19 protein-coding genes are annotated in these 19,245 nt (G+C 59.2%); 10 read left to right on the forward strand and 9 right to left on the reverse strand.

The annotated features are described in order from the left end of the window. The first annotated feature begins 57 nt into the window (after positions 1–57). The 5 genes from xsc to AC2FGC_RS15680 all read left to right on the forward strand — a co-directional run bounded on the left by xsc (position 58) and on the right by AC2FGC_RS15680 (position 7,465). Positions 58–1,833: a sulfoacetaldehyde acetyltransferase gene (gene xsc, locus AC2FGC_RS15660; protein ID WP_496726603.1), complete on the forward strand. Its 1,776-nt coding sequence runs from the start codon at positions 58–60 to the stop codon at positions 1,831–1,833. 4 nt (positions 1,834–1,837) lie between these two features. Next, on the forward strand, positions 1,838–2,860 hold the full coding sequence (gene pta / locus AC2FGC_RS15665; RefSeq protein ID WP_496726602.1) for a phosphate acetyltransferase: 1,023 nt from the start codon (positions 1,838–1,840) through the stop codon (positions 2,858–2,860). Between the two features lie 78 nt (positions 2,861–2,938). Then, complete coding sequence (locus AC2FGC_RS15670) at positions 2,939–5,752, forward strand: molybdopterin oxidoreductase family protein (RefSeq protein ID WP_496726601.1); 2,814 nt, start codon at positions 2,939–2,941, stop codon at positions 5,750–5,752. Positions 5,753–5,843: 91 nt separating this feature from the next. Next, positions 5,844–6,593 (forward strand): 4Fe-4S dicluster domain-containing protein, encoded by a 750-nt coding sequence (locus AC2FGC_RS15675; protein ID WP_058279787.1) that lies wholly within the window; start codon positions 5,844–5,846, stop codon positions 6,591–6,593. Then, on the forward strand, positions 6,593–7,465 hold the full coding sequence (locus tag AC2FGC_RS15680) for a dimethyl sulfoxide reductase anchor subunit family protein (RefSeq protein ID WP_496782798.1): 873 nt from the start codon (positions 6,593–6,595) through the stop codon (positions 7,463–7,465). The genes AC2FGC_RS15675 and AC2FGC_RS15680 overlap by 1 nt, the downstream gene beginning before the upstream one ends. Before the next feature lie 130 nt (positions 7,466–7,595). Here AC2FGC_RS15680 and dapA read toward each other — a convergent pair whose 3' ends face one another. Beyond that, a complete protein-coding gene (dapA, locus tag AC2FGC_RS15685; protein ID WP_496782800.1) occupies positions 7,596–8,468 on the reverse strand; it encodes a 4-hydroxy-tetrahydrodipicolinate synthase in 873 nt (290 codons plus the stop codon). Positions 8,469–8,601: 133 nt separating this feature from the next. Here dapA and AC2FGC_RS15690 point away from each other — a divergent pair, with 133 nt between their 5' ends. After that, positions 8,602–10,566, forward strand: coding sequence for a lytic transglycosylase domain-containing protein (locus AC2FGC_RS15690; RefSeq protein ID WP_496782802.1), 1,965 nt, complete (start codon positions 8,602–8,604; stop codon positions 10,564–10,566). Here AC2FGC_RS15690 and AC2FGC_RS15695 read toward each other — a convergent pair. Together AC2FGC_RS15695 and mnmC2 are read right to left on the reverse strand one after the other, a co-directional pair. Next, positions 10,540–11,409, reverse strand: coding sequence for a DMT family transporter (locus tag AC2FGC_RS15695; RefSeq protein WP_496782804.1), 870 nt, complete (start codon positions 11,407–11,409; stop codon positions 10,540–10,542). The genes AC2FGC_RS15690 and AC2FGC_RS15695 overlap by 27 nt on opposite strands. Next, the gene (gene mnmC2, locus AC2FGC_RS15700; RefSeq protein WP_496782806.1) at positions 11,406–12,071 is read right to left on the reverse strand and encodes a tRNA (5-methylaminomethyl-2-thiouridine)(34)-methyltransferase MnmC2; all 666 of its coding nucleotides are present in this window, start codon (positions 12,069–12,071) and stop codon (positions 11,406–11,408) included. Before mnmC2 ends, AC2FGC_RS15695 begins: the two co-directional genes overlap by 4 nt. A gap of 49 nt (positions 12,072–12,120) precedes the next feature. Here mnmC2 and AC2FGC_RS15705 point away from each other — a divergent pair, with 49 nt between their 5' ends. Further along, on the forward strand, positions 12,121–13,161 hold the full coding sequence (locus tag AC2FGC_RS15705) for an NAD(P)/FAD-dependent oxidoreductase (RefSeq protein ID WP_496782810.1): 1,041 nt from the start codon (positions 12,121–12,123) through the stop codon (positions 13,159–13,161). Here AC2FGC_RS15705 and AC2FGC_RS15710 read toward each other — a convergent pair. The 4 genes from AC2FGC_RS15710 to AC2FGC_RS15725 form a co-directional block, all read right to left on the reverse strand. Beyond that, positions 13,153–13,953, reverse strand: a complete 801-nt coding sequence (locus tag AC2FGC_RS15710) for an HTD2 family dehydratase (protein WP_496782812.1) — start codon at positions 13,951–13,953, stop codon at positions 13,153–13,155. The two genes, AC2FGC_RS15705 and AC2FGC_RS15710, sit on opposite strands and share 9 nt — an antisense overlap. Before the next feature lie 49 nt (positions 13,954–14,002). Beyond that, positions 14,003–14,545: an NADPH-dependent FMN reductase gene (locus AC2FGC_RS15715; protein WP_108861149.1), complete on the reverse strand. Its 543-nt coding sequence runs from the start codon at positions 14,543–14,545 to the stop codon at positions 14,003–14,005. A gap of 115 nt (positions 14,546–14,660) precedes the next feature. Beyond that, entirely contained in the window at positions 14,661–15,332 is a 672-nt protein-coding gene (locus AC2FGC_RS15720; RefSeq protein ID WP_496726595.1) for a YiaD family glycine zipper/OmpA-like lipoprotein, read from the reverse strand. A 108-nt stretch (positions 15,333–15,440) separates the two neighbouring features. Continuing rightward, a complete protein-coding gene (locus AC2FGC_RS15725) occupies positions 15,441–16,130 on the reverse strand; it encodes a helix-turn-helix transcriptional regulator (protein WP_496779356.1) in 690 nt (229 codons plus the stop codon). A gap of 103 nt (positions 16,131–16,233) precedes the next feature. Between AC2FGC_RS15725 and AC2FGC_RS15730 the strand changes: the two genes are divergently transcribed. After that, entirely contained in the window at positions 16,234–16,419 is a 186-nt protein-coding gene (locus tag AC2FGC_RS15730) for a hypothetical protein (RefSeq protein WP_058272537.1), read from the forward strand. Between the two features lie 2 nt (positions 16,420–16,421). On the opposite strand, the gene AC2FGC_RS15735 is transcribed toward AC2FGC_RS15730, so the two are convergent. Then, positions 16,422–17,069 carry an RluA family pseudouridine synthase gene (locus tag AC2FGC_RS15735; protein ID WP_496782815.1) on the reverse strand — a complete coding sequence of 216 codons (648 nt, stop codon included), beginning with the start codon at positions 17,067–17,069 and terminating at the stop codon, positions 16,422–16,424. 97 nt (positions 17,070–17,166) lie between these two features. Between AC2FGC_RS15735 and AC2FGC_RS15740 the strand changes: the two genes are divergently transcribed. After that, the gene (locus AC2FGC_RS15740; RefSeq protein WP_058272539.1) at positions 17,167–17,577 is read left to right on the forward strand and encodes a nuclear transport factor 2 family protein; all 411 of its coding nucleotides are present in this window, start codon (positions 17,167–17,169) and stop codon (positions 17,575–17,577) included. A gap of 2 nt (positions 17,578–17,579) precedes the next feature. Further along, positions 17,580–18,302 carry an SGNH/GDSL hydrolase family protein gene (locus tag AC2FGC_RS15745; RefSeq protein WP_496782817.1) on the forward strand — a complete coding sequence of 241 codons (723 nt, stop codon included), beginning with the start codon at positions 17,580–17,582 and terminating at the stop codon, positions 18,300–18,302. Here AC2FGC_RS15745 and rarD read toward each other — a convergent pair. Continuing rightward, positions 18,281–19,186, reverse strand: a complete 906-nt coding sequence (rarD, locus tag AC2FGC_RS15750; protein WP_108861142.1) for an EamA family transporter RarD — start codon at positions 19,184–19,186, stop codon at positions 18,281–18,283. The genes AC2FGC_RS15745 and rarD overlap by 22 nt on opposite strands. Positions 19,187–19,245 lie beyond the last annotated feature (59 nt).

Consider the following 19,245-nt stretch of genomic DNA (forward strand, 5'->3'; position numbering starts at 1 on the left):
GTATCAAAGGCGGGTGCTGTGCCCGAACCTTTCTTCAATTGTGCGGAGAACACTCAGATGAAAATGACCACTGAAGAGGCCTTTGTTAAGGTTCTGCAAATGCACGGTATCGAACATGCGTTCGGTATCATCGGCTCGGCGATGATGCCGATCTCGGATATCTTCCCGGCTGCAGGCATCAATTTCTGGGACTGCGCCCACGAAGGTTCCGGCGGCATGATGGCGGACGGCTACACCCGTGCCACCGGCAAGATGTCGATGATGATCGCGCAGAACGGCCCCGGCATCACCAACTTTGTGACTGCCGTTAAAACCGCATACTGGAACCACACCCCGGTTCTGCTGATCACTCCGCAGGCAGCCAACAAGACCATCGGTCAGGGTGGCTTCCAGGAAATGGAACAGATGCGCATGTTTGCGGACTGTGTTGCCTACCAGGAAGAACTGCGTGACCCCAGCCGTGTCGCCGAAGTTCTGAACCGCGTCATCCTGCAAGCCAAGCGTGCTTCGGCACCTGCTCAGATGAACATCCCGCGCGACATGTGGACTCAGGTCATCGACATCGAGCTGCCCAAGATCGTCGAATTCGCCGCGACTGCTGGCGGCAACGAAGCACTGGACGAAGCCGCAGCCCTGTTGTCCGACGCCAAATTCCCGGTCATCCTGAACGGTGCTGGCGTTGTTCTGTCCGGCGCGATCCCTGCATCCGCCGATCTGGCCGAACGTCTGACCGCACCGGTCTGCGTTGGCTATCAGCACAACGACGCCTTCCCCGGCTCGCACCCGCTGTTTGCCGGTCCGTTGGGCTATAACGGCTCGAAAGCAGGTATGGAACTGATCGCCAAAGCGGACGTTGTTCTGGCTCTGGGCACTCGTCTGAACCCGTTCTCGACCTTGCCTGGCTACGGCATCAACTACTGGCCGACCGATGCCAAGATCATTCAGGTTGACCTGAACCCTGATCGTATCGGCCTGACCAAAGACGTGACCGTTGGCATCGTCGGTGACGCCAAGAAAGTGGCCGAAGGTCTGCTGGAACGTCTGGGCGACAACGCCGGTGAAGCAGGTCGCGAAGACCGCAAGAACCTGATCGCCACCACCAAATCGGCTTGGGCGCAAGAACTGAGCTCGCTGACCCACGAGAACGACGATCCGGGCACCACCTGGAACGAGCGTGCACGTGCCGCTAAGCCCGACTGGATGAGCCCCCGCATGGCATGGCGCGCAATTCAAGCGGCGCTGCCGACCGAGGCAATCATCTCGTCCGATATCGGCAACAACTGCGCCATCGGTAACGCGTACCCGTCCTTCGAAGAAGGCCGCAAGTACCTGGCACCTGGTCTGTTTGGCCCCTGTGGTTACGGCCTGCCTGCCGTTGTTGGCGCGAAAATTGGTTGCCCGGACGTTCCGGTTGTCGGTTTCTCGGGTGACGGCGCATTTGGTATCGCTGTGAACGAACTGACCGCGATTGGCCGCGAAGAATGGCCCGCCGTGACCCAGATCGTTTTCCGCAACTACCAGTGGGGCGCTGAAAAGCGCAACTCGACCCTGTGGTTCGACGACAACTTTGTTGGCACCGAACTGGACCAACAGGTCTCTTATGCCGGTATCGCAACCGCATGTGGTCTGAAAGGCGTCGTTGCACGCACTCAGGACGAGCTGACCGCGGCCCTGAACCAGGCGATCATCGACCAGAAAAATGGCATCACCACTCTGATCGAAGCCATGATCAACCAGGAACTGGGCGATCCCTTCCGTCGCGACGCCATGAAAAAGCCGGTCCGTGTTGCCGGTATCGACGCGGCTGACATGAATACGTCGGCCGGGGCATAATCGCGTGAAGCCACTACGCACAATTCTCGGAGCTGCCAGCAGCTCCGACAAGATCATCGCCCTCGCTGAGGGCGATGATCCACGTGTTGTTGAAGGTGCTTTGAAGGCCCGCAAGGAAGGTGTCGCGCGCATCATTCTGGTTGGCGACAAAGCCAAAGTAACTGCCCTGCTGGCCGAACAGGCTGGTCAGGATGTCGACGGCATCGAAATCCACGATCCATCGGACTCTCCCCATGCCGAAGCGTTTGCAGCTGAGCTTTTCGAGCGGCGCAAGCACAAGGGCATGACGCCTGAAAAGGCCGCTGAAGAAATCAAACACCGCCTGAACTATGCCGCGATGCTGGTTCATACCGGTAATGCCGACGGAACCGTCGGCGGAGCTGTTGAGACCACGTCGGCCACAGTGCGCGCCGCTTTGCAGATCATCGGCAAAGCGCCCGACGCGACCATGGTTTCCAGCTTTTTCCTGATGCTCTACTGCCGCGATCACCACACGGTCCGCGGAGCGCATATCTTTGCCGATTGCGGCCTGGTCGTTGATCCGAACGAACAGGAACTGGCCGAAATCGCCCGGGCATCTGCCGCGTCTTTCAAGGCGCTGACGCATGAGACGCCCCGCGTTGCAATGCTGTCCTTTTCCACCGGCGGCAGCGCAAATCATCCGAAGGTCACGAAGGTCAGCGAGGCCACGCAGATTGCAAAATCGGCCGACCCCGATCTGTTGATCGACGGCGAGCTGCAGTTTGACGCCGCATTCGTCCCCGAGGTGGCTGCAAAGAAAGCCAAGGATTCGCCCCTGCGCGGTGAGGCAAATGTCTTTGTGTTCCCGAACCTCGACGCAGGCAACCTTGGCTACAAGATCGCGCAGCGTATTGGGGGTGCCGAAGCAATCGGCCCGGTCCTTCAGGGACTGGCGAAACCGGCCAACGACCTTTCACGCGGATGCTCCGCCGAGGACGTTCTGCACATGATCGCGGTTACAGCCGTGCAAGCAGAAACATCCAAAACCCGGACAGACGCCTCGTAAATCCGGCTAAAGCGAAATACTGTTCCGATTGATCTCTGCTCATGAGAATAATCGGACCAAAAGCCACAGGGACCAGAAATGAACCAGCCAATCATTAATACCTCTCCCAAGGTCTCTGATGAGGTCAGAAAAACAACGTGCTACATGTGCGCCTGTCGCTGCGGCATCAACGTACACATGAAAGACGGCAAGGTCGCCTATATCGAAGGCAACCGCGATCACCCGGTTAACAAGGGCGTCTTGTGCGCCAAGGGCTCGGCAGGGATCATGCAGGTCAATGCACCCTCGCGTCTGCGCGCCCCACTGAAACGTGTCGGGCCCCGTGGTTCGGGCAAGTTCGAAGAGATCAGTTGGGACGAGGCCCTGGACATCGCCGTTGGTTGGCTCAAGCCGATCCGCGAGGACAACCCCGAGAAACTGGCATTTTTCACAGGTCGGGACCAAAGCCAAAGCTTTACCAGCTTTTGGGCACAGAACTTTGGCACCTGTAACTATGCGGCACATGGCGGGTTCTGTTCTGTGAATATGGCCGCCGGCGGCATTTACACGATGGGTGGAGCATTCTGGGAATTCGGCCAACCTGACTGGGATCACACCAAGCTGTTCATGCTGTTCGGTGTTGCCGAAGACCACGACAGCAACCCGATCAAGATGGGCATCGGCAAGATCAAGGCACGTGGCGCACGGGTGATCGGCGTCAACCCGATCCGCTCGGGCTATAACGCGGTGGCTGATGATTGGGTCGGGATCACTCCGGGCACAGACGGTTTGTTCATCCTGTCGATGATCCACGTGCTGATGAAGGCCGGCAAGATCGATCTGGACTATCTCAGCCGCTACACCAACGCGCCGGTGCTGATCGACGCATCCGAAGGCCCCACCAAGGGTCTGTTCCTGCGCGATGAGAATGGTAAGCCGCTGGTTGTTGATCGCAACACGGGCGAGCTGACGGCGTTTGACAAACCGGGTGTCCGCCCCGACCTGTCGGCGACCTTTGAGAAGGATGGCGTCACCCACCGGCCCGTGTTCCATCTGATGGCCGAACGCTACCTCAGCGACGAATACGCGCCCGAGAACATCGCCGAGCAGTGTGGCATCCCCGCCACCCGTATCCGCGCCATCGCGGGCGAGTTGGCCCGCGTTGCCTTTGACGAGGCGTTCGAGTTGGAGCGCGAATGGACTGATTTCCGCGGCGAAAAACACACCAAGATGATCGGTCGCCCGGTTGCAATGCACTCGATGCGCGGTGTCTCGGCTCATGCCAACGGTTTCCAGACCTGCCGCGCACTTCACGTGTTGCAGATCATCCTTGGCACAGTCGAAGTCCCCGGCGGCTTCCGCTTCAAACCGCCCTATCCCAAACCGGTCGAGGCGCACCCGAGACCGCACTGCAAGGTGACCCCGAACACGCCGCTGGACGGCCCGCATCTGGGCTTTGTTCAAGGGCCAGAGGATCTGGCGCTGAAGGCAGACGGCAGCCCGGCGCGGATCGACAAGGCATTTACGTGGGACAACCCGATGTCCAGCCACGGGCTGATGCATATGGTGATCTCGAACGCACATGCGGGCGATCCCTACAAGATCGACACGCTGTTCATGTACATGGCCAACATGTCCTGGAACTCATCCATGAACACCAAAGGTGTCATGGAAATGCTGACGGACAAGGATGAAAACGGCGATTACGTAATCCCGCATATCATCTATTCCGACGCTTATTCGTCGGAAATGGTGGCCTATGCCGACCTGATCCTGCCGGATACCACCTATCTGGAACGGCACGACTGTATCTCGCTGCTTGATCGCCCGATCTGCGAAGCGGATGCTGCAGCCGACGCAATCCGGTGGCCGGTGATTGAACCCGACCGGGACGTCAAAGGCTTCCAATCAGCGCTGGTCGAACTGGCCAACCGCTTGGGGCTGCCGGGCTTCACCAATGAAGACGGCAGCGCCAAATGGACAGATTACGCCGACTATATCGTCAATCACGAGCGCAAGCCCGGCATCGGCCCACTTGCCGGTTTCCGTGGTGAAAACGGCGACAAGGAAGGCCGGGGTGAGGTCAACCCCGATCAGTTGAACCGCTATATCGAAAACGGCGGCTTCTACGTGGCCCATATCCCCGAGGGCGCGGATTACTACAAACCATGGAACGCAGCCTATCAGGATTGGGCTGTCGGCATGGGCATCTATGACAGCCCGCAGCCATACCTGTTCCAGCTCTATTCCGAGCCGATGCGCAAGTTCCAGCTTGCCGCCGAAGGCCATGGCGAACGTCAGCCCCCGGAACACCTGCGGGAACGCATCAAAGAGACATTGGACCCGATGCCCATCTGGTACGAGACCGACCAGACCGGCAACGAGGGCTTCACCGTCAACGCGCTGACCCAGCGCCCCATGGCGATGTATCACAGTTGGGGAACCCAGAACGCATGGCTGCGCCAGTTGCACGGCCGCAACCCACTTTATGTTCCGACTAAGCTGATGCGCGAGAATGGCCTGAGCGACGGTGATTGGGCCAAGGTGACCTCGCCGCATGGCGAGATCACGGTGCCGGTCATGGAAATGGCGGCCCTGAACGAGAACACCGTCTGGACCTGGAACGCCATTGGCAAACGCAAAGGCGCATGGGCGCTGCAAGACGACGCGCCCGAGGCCACCAAGGGCTTCCTGCTGAACCACCTGATCCACGAACTGCTGCCGCCCAAGGGCGATGGTCTGCGGTGGGCCAACTCTGACCCCATCACCGGTCAGGCCGCATGGTTCGACCTGAAAGTGAAGATCGAAAAAGCTGACCCACCAACGGATGCGGAAAGCCAACCGGAATTCCCACCGATTGAATCTCCGGTCGGAACTGGACCGAAGGATTTGGCATGGAAGGTAGGCAAATGACCCGATCCCTGCGTCATCTGGCCAAAAATATCGCGGGGTCTGGGGCAGCGCCCCAGTCCGCCCTCACCAAAAAAGCGGAGGCAAGGTAGTCATGACCCAGCTCCCCACATCCACCGACCGCAAGATGGGTCTGGTCATCGACCTGGACACCTGCGTTGGCTGCCACGCCTGCGTCATCTCATGCAAAGGCTGGAACACGGAAAACTACGGCGCGCCGCTATCCGATCAGGACGCGTACGGCGCCAACCCGTCCGGCACGTTCCTGAACCGGGTGCACTCTTACGAGGTGCAGCCTGCGGAAGGTCATGCCCAGCTGATCCACTTCCCCAAATCCTGCCTGCACTGCGAGGACGCACCTTGCGTCACCGTTTGCCCCACAGGGGCCAGCTACAAGCGGGTCGAGGATGGCATCGTTTTAGTCAATGAAAGCGACTGCATCGGTTGCGGCCTGTGCGCTTGGTCCTGCCCCTACGGCGCACGTGAACTGGATCAAGCCGAAGGTGTGATGAAGAAATGCACCCTCTGCGTTGACCGGATCTATAACGAGAACCTGCCGGAAGTGGACCGAGTCCCATCCTGCGTACGCACCTGCCCCGCAGGCGCGCGCCACTTCGGTGATCTGGGCGATGCGGACAGCGATGTCAGCAAACTGGTCGCCGAACGCGGTGGCATGGACCTGATGCCGGAAATGGGCACCAAGCCCGTCAACAAATACCTGCCGCCCCGGCCCAAGGATAATGTCGAAGATCAGATCGACATCCTGGCCCCGCTGCTGGCCCCGGTCGCTGAAGAACCCAAAGGGTTCCTTGGCTGGCTCGACAAGACTTTGGAGAAGCTCTGATGCATCCAGCACCTTCCGTTATCATCTTCACGACACTGTCGGGCCTTGGCTTTGGACTGTTGCTCTTTCTGGGGCTTGGTCTGCCTGACGTCTCTGGCTGGGTCGCTTTTGTCTTTTTCGCGATCGCCTACGCCCTGTCCGTTGGCGGGTTGATGGCGTCCACCTTTCACCTTGGCCACCCCGAGCGGGCCTGGAAGGCGTTTACGCAATGGAAGACCAGCTGGCTCAGCCGCGAAGGCTGGTGCGCGGTCATCGCTCTGATCGTCATGGGGCTTTATGCGATTGGCGTGATCTTCCTAGGCCAGCGCTGGAGCCTTCTTGGCTGGATCGGTGCGCTGTTTTCGCTACTGACCGTATTCACCACGTCGATGATCTACACGCAGCTCAAAACCATTCCCCGCTGGAATATGAACCTGACTCCGGCCATGTTCCTCAGCTTCAGCCTGGCAGGCGGTGCCCTGCTGGCCGGACAGGCACGTGTTGCGCTGCCGCTATTGCTGATCGCTGCTTTGGTGCAGATCCTGTACTGGAAAAAGGGCGACAAAGCTCTGGAGGAGTCCGGCACAAATCTGGGCACCGCAACAGGATTGGGCGATCGCGGCACCGTGCGTGCATTCGAGCCTCCTCATACCGGCACCAACTATTTGCTGCGTGAATTCGTTCACGTCGTTGGCCGCAAACATGCCGAAAAGCTGCGCATCATCTCGTTTGTGTTGGCGTTTGTCCTACCGGTTGTCCTGCTGCTGTTGCCATTCGGCCATTTCTTCGCGCTGCTGGCAGTGCTCTCCCATCTGGCCGGTGTAGCGACGTCACGCTGGTTGTTCTTCGCACAGGCCGAGCATGTCGTCGGACTGTATTACGGAAAACGATAGGGGCTCTGCCCCCCGTCGCGACAAGCCGCGACTCCCCCGGGATATTTTGGTCCAGATGAAGCCTGGATCCGGAACAAAAAAAGGCGGCGCTCGAAGTTCGAGGCCGCCTTTTTTCACTTTTGAATTCGTTCTAGATGAGACCTGCGTGCTGAAGCGCCGCGTCTATCGCGGATTTGGTGCTGCTTTCCAGCCCGGATAGGGGCGAGCGGACTTCCTCGCTGCACAGACCCAATTTGCTGAGCGCGTATTTGGCACCCACGAGGCCGGGCTCGATAAAGATCGCTTCGTGCAGGGGCATCAGGCGGTCCTGATACTCTAACGCCTTGGTGTAATCGCCGTTCAGCGTCGCCTGCTGGAATTCGGCACACAGTTTGGGCGCGACGTTCGCGGTGACCGAGATACAGCCCACACCGCCATGCGCGTTGAACCCTAGCGCAGTCGCGTCCTCGCCAGACAACTGACAGAAGTCCGGGCCGCAGGAGGCACGCTGCTGGCTGACACGTGCCAGATCGCCGGTCGCGTCCTTTACACCGACGATGCGCGGCAGTTTCGCCAACTCACCCATGGTTTCAGGGGTCATGTCGATGATCGAACGGCCGGGAATGTTGTAGATGATGATCGGAATATCCGCGCAATCATGCAGCGCGCGAAAATGCATCAGCAGACCCTTTTGCGTGGGCTTGTTGTAATATGGCGTCACGACCAGAGCTGCATCGGCGCCTACTTTCTGCGCGAATCGCACAAACCGGATGGCCTCGACAGTGTTGTTTGACCCAGCACCTGCGATCACAGGAACACGACCAGCCGAGGCTTTGACAACCTCGTCGACAACCGTTTCATGCTCTTCGTGGCTCAGGGTGGGGCTTTCGCCGGTGGTGCCAACGGGAACCAACCCGGTGGAGCCTTCCTGAATCTGCCATTCCACCAAGTGTTTGAGCGTCTTCAGGTCCAACTCGCCGTTGCTAAACGGTGTGACGAGGGCTGGCATAGAGCCTTTGAACATGACACGCTCCTTAGGTGCAGTTTGTAATTTTTACGCCTCGGTTTGCCAGAAATCTGTCTTTCTTGAGTTGAACCCGACGGCGCAAGCTTTATCCTGAATGGCTGTATCCTTGGTTGGTTGGGAAATGCAAGGGATGACACGCTTTCTGGCGTTTTTGACGGTCGTAATTCTGATTTCGGGCACACAAGTGCGGGCCGACGCCGCCGGTGATCTGCGGGCCGGTATGAATGAAATGCGCAAGGGGGACTGGAATGAAGCCCTGCGTGTTTCTGGTGCGCGGGGTTCAGTGTCTCGGGACATCATCGTCTGGCACTGGCTTCGCGAAGGGTTTGGCAGTTCGGGTGACGTTCTGGTGTTCTTGGATCGTCGTCCAGACTGGCCTGGTCTGGCTTGGTTGCGGCGCAAAAGTGAGCCCGCCTTTACTGGCGCCGATCCAGACCGCGTTCTTAAATTCTATGCCGAACAGCCGCCGCAAACCGCAGAGGGTGCATTGAACTATGCAGTCGCATTGAAGGCAAAGGGGCGTCAGGGAGATGCTGAAGCCGATATCGTCGCGGCCTGGCGGACGATGCCAATGGGCTCGGGTCTGCAAAAAGACTATCTTGAGAATTTTGGCAAGCTGCTGAAACCCCATCACGCCGCCCGTCTGGACCGGATGCTATGGGACAACCACCTTGTCAGCGCAGGTCAGATGCTGCCGCTGGTCAGCGCTGATCAGCGTAAACTGGCTGAGGCGCGGATCGGCCTTCAGAAACGGCAACCCGGCGTCGACGGCAAGGTGGCGGCAGTTCCGAAATCGCTGGGTGATTCACCGGGCTTGGCTTTTGACAGGTTCGTCTGGCGTGACAAGAAAGAGTTGGACGACAGCGCGATTGACTTGATGCTGGCGCGTTCTTCCGGCCCTGATGCGTTGGGGGAACCTGACAAATGGGCCGAAGGCCGCCGTCGGTTGGCCCGACTTGAGATGCGAAATGGGGACCAGAACCGCGCTTATCAGATTGCTGCCAATCACCACATGACGCCAGAAATGGGCTATGGCTATGCGGATCTGGAGTGGCTTTCCGGGTTTCTGGCCTTGCGGAAGCTGAATGATCCTGCGACCGCGATCCGGCATTTCCAGAACTTCTCGGACGCGGTGAAATCGCCGATCTCGAAAGGACGCGCCGGGTATTGGTTGGGTCGTGCCTATGCGGCCCATGGTGACGCCGAAAAAGCCTATGACGCCTATGCAATGGGTGCAGATTATCAATCCTCTTTCTACGGCTTGCTGGCGGCGGAACAGATCGGGCGTCCTTTCGATAGTGAGTTGGCCACCCCCCGCCGGGCGCCACACTGGAAGCAAGCTGAGTTCTCCAATTCAAGCGTACTGGAAGCCGGGCTACTGCTGCTGAAGGCTGACGAAGACACCCTGTCTGAGCGGTTCCTGACTCATTTGGTGGAAGGGCTGGACCCGGTTCAGGCCAATCAGTTGGGCGATTTGGTGATTGAGTTGAAGCAGCCGCATCTGGCCGTAATGATTGCCAAACGCGCTGCAACAGTCGGCTTGGTTTTGCCAGCCGCCTATTACCCGGTGCATCCGGTGGCCGACATGGGTCTGCCCATGGCCAAGGAAATGACACTGGCCATTGCCCGTCGGGAAAGCGAGTTTGACCCCGTTGTGATCAGTGGAGCCGGCGCGCGCGGACTAATGCAGGTCATGCCGGCCACGGCAAAGCTTGTTGCCAAGGAATTGGGCATCCTAAGCGGCCACAAGACGATCAAGCTGACCTCGGATTGGCAATACAACGCCAAGCTGGGTGCCAATTACCTGTCCGGTCTGGCCGCTGATTTCAACGGAAACGTTGTGATGATGGCTGCAGGATACAACGCAGGTCCACGTCGGCCGATGTCGTGGATGGATCGCTATGGCGACCCGCGCGCAGGCGAAATCGATGTCGTCGACTGGATTGAGACGATCCCGTTCAGCGAGACCCGCAACTACGTGATGCGTGTGTCGGAAAGCCTGCCGGTCTATCGCGCCCGTCTTGGCCAACCTGCCTTGCCGATCCCGTTCTCACAGGAACTGGTCGGGTCAACGCTGGCGTCTTTCGCGCCATAGGGTGAACAGCCCGGCGGCGACAACCAGCGCTGCGCCTATGACCACTTCGGGGCGCAGCGTTTCACCAAAGACCGAGATTCCCAGGATCGCGCTCCAGACCAGGTGGAAATAGGCGAAGGGCTGCACCGCGCTGGCCTCGGCCATCTCATAGCATTTGATCAGCAACCAATGCCCCAGAACGCCGCTCACGCATAGCAGCGCCATCCAGGCCCAGTCCGTCTGGGCCATCGGCTCCCAGAACCACATTCCCACGAGCGTCATGGCGACGGCACCGCTGACGCCTGTCCAGAAAAAGCTGGTGGCGGAATTGTCCCGGCGGGATACGTAACGGGTCAGCAAACCATAGACTGCAAACATGAAAGCCGAGATCAGCGGTACAATGGCCCAAGGGTTAAAGACCCCTACACCGGGCTGCAGGATGATCAGAACACCGATGAACCCAACGCCGATTGCGGCCCAGCGTCGCCAGCCGACCTGTTCGCCCAATACCGGCCCGCTGAGAGCAGCGATCAACAACGGGTAGCAGATGAATACGGCCATCGCGTCAATCAGGCCCAGAACAGTGAAACTGAACACAGCGACGCAGATCTCGGCCGCCAACAGCAGGCCACGAAATATTTGCAGCTTAACTTGGCTTGTCTGGGTGGTGGCTTTCAATCCGCCGGGCGCACGTGCGGCCAAAGCGATGACAAAGGCGGCGAAGAACCAATAGCGGATCATTACGACCATGTAGGTGTTGTATGTTCCCGCTAGATGGCGCGAAATACCGTCCTGCAGCGCAAAGACGATGGTCGCCCCGATCATCAACGCAATCCCGGCGCGCGAATTGTTCTGCTGCGTCATGATTTGATTGCCCGGGTCATGTGGCGCTTGCGGCCATAACCGGGCGCGCGCGTAACGGTGAAACCGGCATCCTCAAGCCCCCGCCGCACGAACCCGGCGGCGGTATACGTCGCCGCCGTTCCGCCAGTGGCCGTGTGGTCGGCGACTTGCTGCATCAGGTCTGCACCCCATAATTCGGGATTTTTAGCCGGAGAGAACCCATCCAAAAACCACGCATCGGCGGCACCTACCCATGCTTGCAGGGTTTGACGCGCATCGCCTTCAACAACCTCCAGCCGCAGGGTGCCCAAATCACATGTGCCGCCCTCCCATTGCGCAAGGAACCGGTCAGACCAAGGCGCAAGTTCAGGAAAGGCTGCCAGCGCTCGGGACATGTCCACGGGTGCCATCGGATAGGCCTCAAAACTGGTAAAGGACAGGGGCGTCGTCTGGCCGGAATTCTCCCACTCTGACCAGACAGTCAGCATGTTCAAGCCGGTGCCAAAGCCCAATTCAGCAATGTGGAAACCAGATGCGAACCGCGCAGGCAGCTCATTACCCGCCAGAAACACATGCCGCGTCTCTTCCAGCCCGTTCTGCAACGAGTAGTACGGATCGTCGAAACGATCCGAGACGGGGATCTGATCCTCAGTCCATGTCAGTTCGGCGCGCTGGTCTGCCATCGGGGAATCCTGTAGCTAAGCGGCGCGACACTGAACAAGGTAAAGGGGAATGGCAATGGTCGATGTGACGGTGCGCGGTGCAGGGATTTTCGGCCTGTCTATCGCCTGGACCTGCGCGCGGCGTGGCGCAAAGGTACAGATCGTCGACCCTTTTGGTCCCGGAGCCGGATCCAGCGGTGGCCTGGTTGGCGCATTGGCACCGCATGTGCCTGAAAACTGGAATGCCAAGAAGGCGTTTCAGTTCGACAGCCTTATCATGGCCGAACCATTCTGGAAACGGGTCGAGGCCACAGGCGGCGTCTCACCGGGATATGCGCGGTTGGGGCGGCTGCAACCCATCGCCGACACCCGAACGCTGGATCTTGCCCATGCGCGCACCATCACAGCAGCGGAACTGTGGCAGGGTCGCGCTGAATGGCGGGTCGTCGAAACAGCCGCGGTCGGTACATGGTGTCCGCCCAGTCCTACCGGTTTTGTCATCCATGATACGCTGAGCGCTCGCATGCATCCGCGCCGGGCCTGTGCGGCCTTGGTTGCGGCATTGGCTGTGATTGGCGTCGAGGTCGTAGCCGACGCACCAGATCGCGGGCAGGTTGTCCATGCCACCGGCCTTGCCGGTCTGCAGGAACTGACCGAGGCTTTTGGCAAAACCGTTGGCAACGGCGTCAAGGGGCAAGCCGCATTGCTGCGGTTTGATGCAGGAGAGGTTCCGCAGCTGTTTGCGGACGCGATCCACTTCATACCGCATGCGGACGGGACATTGGCGATTGGATCGACCTCAGAGCGTGACTATGACGATCCGACCAGCACGGATGCGGCTCTGGATGACGTTTTGGACCGGGCGATGCGGGCCGTTCCCGTCCTGCATGGCGCAGAGGTCATCGAACGATGGGCGGGTGTACGGCCGCGCAGCAAAAGTCGCGCACCGATGCTGGGCGCGCACCCAGTACACAAAGGTCAATTCATTGCCAATGGTGGATTCAAGATCGGCTTTGGCATGGCCCCGAAAGTAGCTGAGGTCATGGCGGATCTGGTTCTTGAGAACCGGGACGCGATCCCGAGTGATTTCAGACCCGAAGCATCACTCTGATCGCGGGACAAACTCGGCGGACATACATTGCCGCCCATCTGGCCCGCGCACCCACATCGCTTGGCCATTCCGGCACAAGGTTGCCGTTTCAAAGTGCATCAGCGGCGATGACGCGCGAAATGAGAACTGAGCCAAGGAACCTGCCAGATCCTCGGCAAACAGCATCAATAATTGTGCCAGCAAAGGGCCATGAACGACCAGGCCGTCGTAGCCTTCGACATCCCGCGCGTAGTCCAGATCGTAATGGATACGGTGCCCATTGAAGGTCAGCGCCGAGTATCGAAACAGCAATGTGCTGTCGAAGGTGACGTCTCGCCTGTGGGTTTCATCGGTACGGGCCACGGGTGCCTTGGGCTTGATGTCAGTATCCGAAGGGTCAGGCCGATAGACCAGATCCTGCCATTCGCTCAGACACAATTGGCCGTCCTGAGAAATCTCGTGTCGCAGGGTAACAAACCCCAGCGGTCCCGTCCGTCCGTTTTTTGCCGCCTCACTTTCAAGAACAGACCGGCGCACGGCTTTTGAACCCGCGACCAGCGGCGCGTGAAACTGCAACCGTCCCCCGGCCCACATCCGACGTTGCAAGCCCATATCGGGGATCAGACCGCCCCCAACCTTTGGATGCCCGTCGCGCCCCAAACTGGCAGGCAGCTGAGGGGACCAGAAATACAGCTGGTGGAAGAACGGCGGCAGTTGATCGCCTGCATCGAAATTCTTATGGGAACCAAGCGCTACCAATAGCGCAGAGGCGCGGGCCGGATCCATCACATCGGTCTGTATTTCGTCAGTCATGGCGGCAGACTATGCAGACGGACCAGACCCGGCAAGCAGCCTCTCGATCTTAGAACCCAGCCTCAGCCCGCAGTTTCTGCATCAGTGTCCGCAGAGAGCTTTCATAACGGTCGCTCAGCAATTTGCCCTGCTCGTCAAACTCGTTCGAACTGCTGGCGAGATGAATCTCTGGCCCCTGCAGGATGCGCGGTTGGAAGGGAACCATATAGCCGCGCAGAACCATCTGCGCCCGCTCGCCACCCGCGCGTCCTGCGGCGGCGGACATCACGGCAACCGGTTTGTCGGCCCATGGGCGACCGTCGGTTCGACTGACCCAGTCCAAAGCGTTTTTCAGAACTCCCGACGGGCCTTTGTTGTATTCCGGGGTCGAAATGATCACTGCATCAGCCTGCGCGATCTGATCGGACAAGGTTTGCACTGCGGCAGGAATGCCCTCGCCATCCTCAAGATCACCATCGTAAAGCGGCAGGTTCAGATCGGCTTCGATATGTGTCCCCGGCTCGAACAGCCGGGCCGCTTCGCGCAGCAATTTGCGGTTGGTCGCGCTTTGGCGCAATGAGCCGGACAGGCTCAGAAGGATCGGGTCAGACATTGGGAAACTCCGGTTCAGGTGTTTCCCAATAGCTAGCGTAACTTTCGCGCGCACCAAAGACCGGATGACGCGCAGTCAATGTGCGAAAAATGGGCACCCGAAAGTGCCCATGTCGCTAAGTGTTTCCGTTGGGAATAATCTCGATATCAACCCGGCGATTCTGGGCCTTCCCCTCGGGTGTCAGATTTGAGGCAATCGGGCGGTTTTCGCCCTGACCGATGGTTGAGATGCGTGCACCGCTTACACCATTGGCCTGAAGAATATCCGCGACAGACCGCGCCCGGCGTTCGGACAGGCCCTGATTATACGCAGCATCGCCATCACTGTCGGTATTGCCGATGACCTGCACGTTCGAGTTGGGATAGTTTACCAGATTCTGCCCCACCCGGACCAGATCGGCCCGCAGTGCGGGGCGCACGGTCGCGCTGTCGGTGTCAAAGGTGATGTCATTCGGTACGGTCACAATCAGGCGGTCGCCCGCGTTGGTAACGATGATGCCTTGATTGGCCAGTTGCTGACGCAGTTCTGCGGCTTGCCTATCCAGTTGGTTGCCTATCAGGCCGCCTCCTGCTGCACCGATTGCTCCGCCGGCCACGGCACCCAAAAGTGGATCAGATCCATTGGCAATAGCGCCAACACCCGCACCAATCAGACCGCCAAGGATTGCACCCTGCTTGGTGTTCTGGTTCGGGTCTGACGGCAAGTTCAGCGTACCGGGGTCCGTACAGGCCCCCAAAAACAGGGCCGAACACAGCCCAGCGGCAAGAACACTCTTGGAAATCGTCATGAATTCACCTTCTGCTCTGGGGTCCGTTCACCGGACCCGCTTTGTTTGGCGCAGTATATCGCGTCACCTCAACATAGGCTCAAGCAACAATCGGGTGAAGTCGGCAAATTACCGCCGTTCGGCAGGATCCCATTGGTTTTGATCCTGCCAGATCGCCCGCAGGGGCTCTCCTTGTCCGCAGAAATGATCGTCTGTCACCTCGCAGGCCCAAATGCGATCCGTGCGAAAATGGCGAAACCCATTCCTCATCTCGCACCATGCGGCGAGCATCGTGCATTCGATGTGATAGATCAGGGCGACGGGCCTGACGACCCGCTCGGTCCGTTCGCCTTCGGCATTCACATAGGTGATGCGAATTTTGCGTTCAGAGCGGATGGCCTCGCGATAGTTTACGACGGGCACGCACCCTTTGGCCGGATCGTCCATCGGCGCACCCCATGGGGCGACCTGCAGCCAATCCGCAGGCGCGCGCAAAGCGTCGATCTTGCGGCAAACACGGTCCGCAGCTTGTTGCAGGGTGCTATCACCGGTGCGCGCCAGCATCGACAGACCAACCCACAGCGCCTCGACCTCTTCAGCGTCGAAATTCAACGGTGGCAAGTCGTACCCGCGCCGCATCAAGTATCCCACGCCGGCTTCACCCTCGATCGGGGTTCGCTGTGCCTGCAAAGCGGCGATATCGCGATAGACGGTACGCGCTGACACTTCGAGCTTTTCTGCCAGTGCCTCTGCCGTCACAGGCATTTCGGCCGAACGCAGGATCTGGATGATTTCAAAAAGGCGGGTCGAGCGGCGCATAAGGTTCTCCGAGCGGTCTGCTGACATCCTAGCACACGCCCCTGACAGGGTGGTGTCAGGAGTGATCTGCGATCTTTGGGAAACAAACCAAAGGAGGTCGACCATGCCATACCTCGACAATCACGTGATGATGACATTGAAACTGGACCGCTGGGCACAGGATCACACTTTGCGCGCGTTCGAGATCGAACGTGAAATCATGGCCGCCCGTCAGCCCTGCGCACCGCGCAAACGGACCAAGCGATTCTCGCTGGGCAACCTTAAGATGCTGTGGACAAGCACGGCCTGAGGTCAGAAATCAGCCGGGGCGCGGAATTTCATCGAAACTCCGCCCTCGGGGCTCTTCAGGCGCAATTCCTCAGAGTGCAGCATCAGACGCGGGAATTCGCGCGCAGGTCCGTCGGCGTAGAACGGATCGCCCAGAATAGGGTGGCCCAGCGCTTGCATATGAACGCGCAGCTGATGCGACCTGCCCGTTTTGGGGAACAACCGGACGCGCGTCGTCTCGCCCTCGTACTTTACAAATCGCCAGTCAGTGACAGCAGGCTTGCCAGTCTCATGACAGACCATCTGAAGCGGTCGGTTTGGCCAATCTACAATCAACGGTAAATCAACGGTTCCAGTCTTTTGCTCGATCCGACCCCAAACGCGCGCAACATAAGTTTTTCGGGTCTGGCGTTTCTCGAATTGCATGCTCAGATGCCGCTGTGCATGCGGCGACTGGGCAAACACCATGACACCCGACGTATCCCGATCCAACCGATGCACCAGCAAAGCTTGCGGAAATGCCGCCTGCACGCGGGTCAGCAGGCAATCGGCTAGATGCTCTCCCCTCCCAGGCACGGACAGCAGACCCGAGGGTTTGTTCACCACGATCAGCTGTGCATCCTCATGCAGCACATCCAACGGCGTATTCGGGGGATCATAGGTCTCGCTCATGCGCGCCTGCCTATCGCACGGCTTAGGTTCCCGCAACGTCGGGCTTGCCTGAACGAAACGGTTCAGCAACTCTCAGACACAAAGCGGAGGAGAACCCATGCACCCCACAATCGCGCGCATGCAAGACGTTGTCGCCAAGGGCGATGAAACCCTGATCCACGAATTGCTGGCCGAAGACGTCCGGTTTTCCCCGCCAACTTACTACAGCACCTGGACCGGACGTGAACCGGTGGCGGCTGTTCTGGGTCACGTGGGACAGGTATTTTCCGACTTCCGCTATCGCCGGATTATGGGTGAAGGCAAAGACTGGGCGCTGGAGTTTCAGTGCAAAGTCGGAGATTTGGATGCGGTTGGCGTCGACCTGATCACTTTGAATGACGACGGTCTGATCCAGAATTTCGAAGTTGTCATGCGGCCCTACAAAACCATTGGTGCCCTACGCGAGGCCATGATGGCCCGGGTTATGACGGACGCCCGCTTCCTCGAATACAAAAACGCGCTCAGCTAACCATGACTGCCCCGATTGCCGCAGACCAGATATTGCGTGTCCCGCTGTTGCCGGTTCTGGCAGCGCAGGCGATTTCCGTCCGTCGTAACGCTCAGTTGTTGCCCGAACCGTCCGGCCCGCGCCAAGGGCGCGAAGGGCGCGGCCCCCGGTTGCGGCTGCTCATCGCTGGCGACAGCTCGGCAGCGGGTGTGGGGGCTGGGCGACAGCAGCAGGCGCTGTCCGGATTTCTGGTGGCGAGGTTGGCCCGCCATTACAGCGTGGAGTGGCGACTGGAGGCGACGACGGGCCACACAACACAGGATACGCTGGAACGATTGAACCGGCTTGAAGGCAGCTATGACGCCGCTGTGACAGCCTTGGGTGTAAACGACGTCACGCGTGGAGTATCCCGGCAAAAGTTCACGGGTTTGCAGACCCAACTTCTGGATCATCTGACGAGCAAACTGGGTGTTCGACGTGTCGTGGTTACCGCCGTGCCGCAGATGAACCGTTTTCCGGCCCTGCCCCAGCCGCTGGCTTGGGCGCTGGGGCGACAGGCGGCCCGGCTGGATCAAGGTTTGCAAAAGGCCGCTGCGACATTCCCGCAAGCCCGGCACCTGTCTTTGGAATTCCCGGAAGACCCGGCACTGGCTGCTCCGGACGGGTATCACCCAAGCCCCAAAGCCTATCGCTTGTGGGCGGAGGCCGCGGCCGACCTATTGCATCAGCGCTGGCCCCGCATCTGACGGATCATCGGGATCGTATAGACCACCAAAGCCGCCCAGATCAGTGGGAAGGCGATCATCCGGCCCCGATCGATCTGTTCCCCGAACACGGTAATCGCAGTGATAAAGATCATCGTCGGCGCGATGTACTGCAGGATTCCCATTGTGGACAACCGCACCAATTTGGCCCCGTTGGCATAGACCAGCAGCGGAACAGCGGTGACAATGCCGGCACAGGCCAGCAGCATGGTGTCCCCAGCGGCAGCGCCAAAGTGGCCGGTTCCTTTTGCCCCCAACCAGGTGATGTAGACCAAGGCTGGGATCAGCAGGATCAGAACCTCTAGCAGAAAGCCCTGATTGGGGCCGATGGGCAGCGAGCGTTTGAAGAAAGCATAAAACCCCCAACTGACCGTCAGGGCCAGCGCGGCCCACGGCAGCCGACCCGCTTCGACGATCAATACCAACACACCCAAAGCAGCTAACCCCACTGCTGCCAATTGCGTACGATTCAAAGGCTCACGTAACAGGATTGCCCCTAGTGCAATGCTGAACAGCGGGTTGATGTAATAGCCCAACGCTGCGTCCAATGCGTTGCCGCTGGCAATCGCCCAGACGTAAATGGCCCAATTCACCGAGATCAAAGCCGCTGTCAGACAGGCCATGCCCAGCATTTTTGGGTTTTGTAAGGCAGCCTTCAAATCCCCGGTTCGCCCTAGCGCCACCAGCAACAGCCCGGCCACAGGCACCGACCATACAATCCGATGCGCCACGATCTCGACCGGCCCGATATGCGCCAGAGCTTTCATGTAAAGCGGCAGGAAACCCCATAGAACGTAGGCGGTCACCGCCAGAGCCAATCCTTTTGGCGTGTCCTCATTCTGGGGTGATGTTGCGACGTCCGCCATCATGGATCTCCGGGTGATACCGTTTGTCTATACGGCTGTTCCGGAGGGTTTGGAAACTG

The sequence above is a fragment of the Ruegeria sp. CDSC054 genome (assembly GCF_059610645.1).

Excerpts from the sequence above, each read along its gene's own strand:
- xsc (WP_496726603.1), top strand. The coding sequence starts at position 58 with ATGAAAATGACCACTGAAGAGGCCTTTGTTAAGGTTCTGCAAATGCAC.
- AC2FGC_RS15670 (WP_496726601.1), top strand. The coding sequence starts at position 2,939 with ATGAACCAGCCAATCATTAATACCTCTCCCAAGGTCTCTGATGAGGTC.
- AC2FGC_RS15675 (WP_058279787.1), top strand. The coding sequence starts at position 5,844 with ATGACCCAGCTCCCCACATCCACCGACCGCAAGATGGGTCTGGTCATC.
- AC2FGC_RS15680 (WP_496782798.1), top strand. The coding sequence starts at position 6,593 with ATGCATCCAGCACCTTCCGTTATCATCTTCACGACACTGTCGGGCCTT.
- dapA (WP_496782800.1), bottom strand. The coding sequence starts at position 8,468 with ATGTTCAAAGGCTCTATGCCAGCCCTCGTCACACCGTTTAGCAACGGC.
- AC2FGC_RS15690 (WP_496782802.1), top strand. The coding sequence starts at position 8,602 with ATGACACGCTTTCTGGCGTTTTTGACGGTCGTAATTCTGATTTCGGGC.
- AC2FGC_RS15695 (WP_496782804.1), bottom strand. The coding sequence starts at position 11,409 with ATGACGCAGCAGAACAATTCGCGCGCCGGGATTGCGTTGATGATCGGG.
- mnmC2 (WP_496782806.1), bottom strand. The coding sequence starts at position 12,071 with ATGGCAGACCAGCGCGCCGAACTGACATGGACTGAGGATCAGATCCCC.
- AC2FGC_RS15705 (WP_496782810.1), top strand. The coding sequence starts at position 12,121 with ATGGCAATGGTCGATGTGACGGTGCGCGGTGCAGGGATTTTCGGCCTG.
- AC2FGC_RS15710 (WP_496782812.1), bottom strand. The coding sequence starts at position 13,953 with ATGACTGACGAAATACAGACCGATGTGATGGATCCGGCCCGCGCCTCT.
- AC2FGC_RS15715 (WP_108861149.1), bottom strand. The coding sequence starts at position 14,545 with ATGTCTGACCCGATCCTTCTGAGCCTGTCCGGCTCATTGCGCCAAAGC.
- AC2FGC_RS15720 (WP_496726595.1), bottom strand. The coding sequence starts at position 15,332 with ATGACGATTTCCAAGAGTGTTCTTGCCGCTGGGCTGTGTTCGGCCCTG.
- AC2FGC_RS15725 (WP_496779356.1), bottom strand. The coding sequence starts at position 16,130 with ATGCGCCGCTCGACCCGCCTTTTTGAAATCATCCAGATCCTGCGTTCG.
- AC2FGC_RS15730 (WP_058272537.1), top strand. The coding sequence starts at position 16,234 with ATGCCATACCTCGACAATCACGTGATGATGACATTGAAACTGGACCGC.
- AC2FGC_RS15735 (WP_496782815.1), bottom strand. The coding sequence starts at position 17,069 with ATGAGCGAGACCTATGATCCCCCGAATACGCCGTTGGATGTGCTGCAT.
- AC2FGC_RS15740 (WP_058272539.1), top strand. The coding sequence starts at position 17,167 with ATGCACCCCACAATCGCGCGCATGCAAGACGTTGTCGCCAAGGGCGAT.
- AC2FGC_RS15745 (WP_496782817.1), top strand. The coding sequence starts at position 17,580 with ATGACTGCCCCGATTGCCGCAGACCAGATATTGCGTGTCCCGCTGTTG.
- rarD (WP_108861142.1), bottom strand. The coding sequence starts at position 19,186 with ATGGCGGACGTCGCAACATCACCCCAGAATGAGGACACGCCAAAAGGA.